The sequence below is a fragment of the Corynebacterium sp. HMSC11E11 genome, from assembly GCF_001807025.1.
In the GTDB taxonomy this organism is placed as follows: Bacteria; Actinomycetota; Actinomycetes; order Mycobacteriales; family Mycobacteriaceae; genus Corynebacterium; species Corynebacterium freneyi.
Window position 1 is genome coordinate 1 of the sequence record NZ_KV787114.1, and the last position, 3,534, is coordinate 3,534.

Annotated in this window: 3 protein-coding genes; 1 reads left to right on the plus strand and 2 read right to left on the minus strand. The window is 68.9% G+C overall.

Annotation, left to right across the window (positions count from 1 at the left end):
- Positions 1-88 precede the first annotated feature (88 nt).
- Positions 89-991 (minus strand): dTDP-4-dehydrorhamnose reductase, encoded by a 903-nt coding sequence (gene rfbD, locus HMPREF3121_RS02055; protein WP_246816036.1) that lies wholly within the window; start codon positions 989-991, stop codon positions 89-91.
- A 257-nt stretch (positions 992-1,248) separates the two neighbouring features.
- On the opposite strand from rfbD, the gene HMPREF3121_RS02060 reads away from it, so the two are divergent.
- Positions 1,249-2,742, plus strand: a complete 1,494-nt coding sequence (locus tag HMPREF3121_RS02060) for an LCP family protein (protein WP_209654093.1) — start codon at positions 1,249-1,251, stop codon at positions 2,740-2,742.
- Between the two features lie 25 nt (positions 2,743-2,767).
- Here HMPREF3121_RS02060 and HMPREF3121_RS12825 read toward each other — a convergent pair.
- On the minus strand, positions 2,768-3,534 hold a 767-nt coding region (locus tag HMPREF3121_RS12825; protein ID WP_246816037.1), incomplete at its 5' end, for an AMP-binding protein.

Here is a 3,534-nt window from a genome sequence, read left to right on the forward strand (position 1 = left end):
GCTCGTTTCGCCCCACCGTTCACATGTGCATCAGGCCGCATGCGTACCCGCCGCCGTCGTCAAGAAAAAACGCCCAGCCAAGCAAGCCCTATTCGACCATGCCCAACGCGCGGCGCAAGCCATCGCGCCAATCCGGCAGGGGCGCGAAACCGGCGTCAACCCACGCGGAACCGTCGAGCACGGACCAAGCGGGACGCTTCGCGGGCCGCGGAAACTCCGCCGACGTGCACGGACGCACACGCTCGGGCTGCCCGGCCACGAGCGCGAACACCTCCGACGCCACGTCGTGCCACGTCGCCGCGCCGGCCCCCGTCACGTGGAACACGCCCTCGACCGGCCGCAACGCCAACCGCCACAGGGCATCGGCGAGATCGTCGACGAACGTCGGATTCCCGTGTTGGTCGTCGACGACGTCGATGTCGCCGCCGCGCTCCTCGAGCCGCAGCATCGTCGACACGAAGTCGGACGCCTTCGGCTGCGTCGGACCGGAAAACACCCACGCCGTCCGCACGATCGCGGCCCGCGCACCGCTGTCCGCCACGGCCCGCTCCCCCGCCAACTTCGTGCGCCCGTACGCGGTGTCGGGCGCCACGGGATCGTCCGCGCGCAGGGGCCTCCGCCCACCCGCGCCATCGTCGCCCGTGCCGCCGCCGAACACGTAATCCGTGGACACGTGAATGAAAAAGGCCCCCTCCCGCGCACACTGCCGCGCCAACAACCCCGGCGCCACCGCGTTGACCCGATGCGCCGCAGCCTCCCCCTCGGGCGTCTCGGCACCATCGACATCCGTCCACGCGGCCGCATTGACCACCACATCCACGCCCCGCAACGCCGGATGCGCCATCACCGCCGCCTCATCCGCGACATCCAGATCCTCCCGCTCCAGCCACGTCACCTCGACCCCGGCCGGCTCGCGCCGCAGCAACGCCGTGCCCAGCTGCCCCGCCGACCCCACCACCGCAACCCGCACGGCGGCTCCGTTTCCCCCCACTTCATGGGCTTTTCCGGCGCGTGGTTCGGTCATCGGCAGTCCGTTTCATTATCGTTGGGACGACTGAGTCGTCGCAAAGCACGAATCCTGCTTTACGACGCCCACCTGACGGCACCCACGGTAGTGCACCCGGAGCAGCCGGAAACGCCCGCGTGAGGGAAGGAACCAACTTGAGCGCACGCACACCCCAATCGAGGCACGCCCGGGACATCCAGGCGCCGCCCACGCAGGGCCGCGACGTCCGCCAGGCTGTTCCGATGCCGCTGAGGTCCCTGCTGATCCTCCTGTCCGTGCTGTGCCTGACCGTCTCCGCCGTCGGCTGGTGGACCGTCGGCCGCGCCGCCGGCGGCCTCGGATCCGGCGGCGACTTCTCCCTCGGCAAGGAAAAGGACGGCGCCACCGACATCCTCCTCGTCGGCTCCGACTCCCGCACGGACGCCCAGGGCAACCCCCTGACGCAGGAGGAGATCGACATGCTCCGCGCCGGCGACGAAGAGGCGACGAACACCGACACCATCATCGTCATCCGCGTCCCCAACGACGGGTCCTCCGCCACCGCGATCTCCATCCCCCGCGACACGTACATCAGCACCGCGGACGGCAACAAGAAGATCAACGGCGTCTACGGCGACATGAAGCTCAGCACCGCCGAACGCCTGTCCGCCGAAGGCGAATCGCCCGAAACCGTGGAAAAGCGGTCCACCGAAGCCGGCCGCCAGGCGCTGATCACCGCCGTCGCCGACCTCACCGGCGTCACCGTCGACCACTACGCCGAAGTCGGCCTGCTCGGCTTCGTGCTGCTCACCGACGCCATCGGGGGCGTCGACGTGTGCCTCAACAACGACGTCTACGACGAATACTCCGGCGCCGACTTCCACGCCGGACGGCAGACCCTCTCCGGCCCCGACGCCCTGAGCTTCGTGCGCCAGCGCCACGGCCTGCCCCGCGGCGACCTCGACCGCATCACCCGCCAGCAGGCGTTCATGGCGTCGTTCGCCAACAAGCTGCTGTCCGCCGGCACCCTGTCCAACCCCGCCAAGCTCAACGAACTCGGCGGCGCCGTCCAACGATCCGTCGTCCTCGACAACGGCTGGGACGTCATGGGCTTCGCCACCCAGATGCAGGGCCTGACCGGCGGCAACGTCAAGTTCGAGACCATCCCCGTCACGTCCATCGACGGCGTCGGCGACTACGGCGAATCCGTGGTCACCGTGGACAAGGGCCAGGTGCACCGGTACTTCGACGAACTGCTCGGCGACAAGGAAGAAGAAGCCGCCGCCGAAGACGACAAGCCGCGCGACCACGACCCCGCCGACTACACCGTCAGCGTGTACAACGCCACCGGCATCGAAGGCCTCGCCTCCCGCGCCGCCGCCGTGCTCACCGAGAAGGGCTACGTCGAGGGCACCGTCGCCAACGCCGAATTCGCCGGCGTCGCCATCAGCCAAGTCAACACCGCCGACCCCGACGACCCGGCCGCCGCCGCGATCGCCGAGGCGCTCGGCGGCCTGCCGGTCGTCCACGACACCACCATGGAGCCCGGCACCATCTCGGTGACCGTCGCCGGCGACTACGCGGGCCCCGGCCTTTACGAGGACGGTTCCGGCGCCGTCCCCGAGGACGACGCCGTCGAGGAGGCCGCCGACGACGGCTCCACCGGTGAAGTCGTCGGCCAGGAGGGCATGGCCCCCGAAGAGGACCTCAGCCAGCACATCGACGCCGGCGGCGACGGCGTCATGTGCGTGAACTGACCCCCGCCCGCCCCGGCCCCGGAGATCAGACCCAGTTGAGGATCTTCGGGGCCATTTCGCGCATTTCCACCTTGCGGACCTTGCCGGAGGCGGTCATCGGGAACGAATCCGTGACGTGGACGTAGCGCGGGATCTTGTGGCGGGCGAGCTTGCCCTGCGCGAACTCGCGCAGCTTGTCGACGGTCAGCGTCTCCGCTCCCTCGTGGAGGATGATCCAGGCCATGATCTCCTCGCCGTACTTGTCGTCTGGCACGCCGATGACCTGCGCATCGACGATGTCCGGATGCGTGAACAGGAACTCCTCGATCTCGCGCGGGTAGATGTTCTCGCCGCCGCGGATGAGCATGTCCTTGATCCGCCCGGTGATGGACAGGTAGCCCTCGTCGTCGAGGACGCCGAGGTCGCCCGTGCGCATCCAACCATCCGGGTCGACGGCCTCGGCGGTCTTCTCCGGGTGGCGCCAGTACTCCTTCATCACCGCGTAGCCGCGCACCAGAATCTCGCCCTGCTCGCCGCGCGGCACCGTTTCGCCGGTCGCCTGGTCGATGACCTTCGCCTCCAGATGCGGCATGATCTGGCCGACGGTGTGCACGCGCTTTTCCAGCGGCGAGTCGCCCCTCGTCTGGAAGCTGCACGGCGACGTTTCGGTCATGCCGTAGCAGATGGCGATTTCCTTCATGTTGAGCTTGTCCATCACCTCGGACATCGTCTTCGACGGGCAGGACGTGCCGCCCATGATGCCGGTGCGCAGCGACGAGAAGTCGTAGGGGCTGCCGTACTCCTCGTGGTCGT

Excerpts from the sequence above, each read along its gene's own strand:
- HMPREF3121_RS02060 (WP_209654093.1), top strand. The coding sequence starts at position 1,249 with ATGCCGCTGAGGTCCCTGCTGATCCTCCTGTCCGTGCTGTGCCTGACC.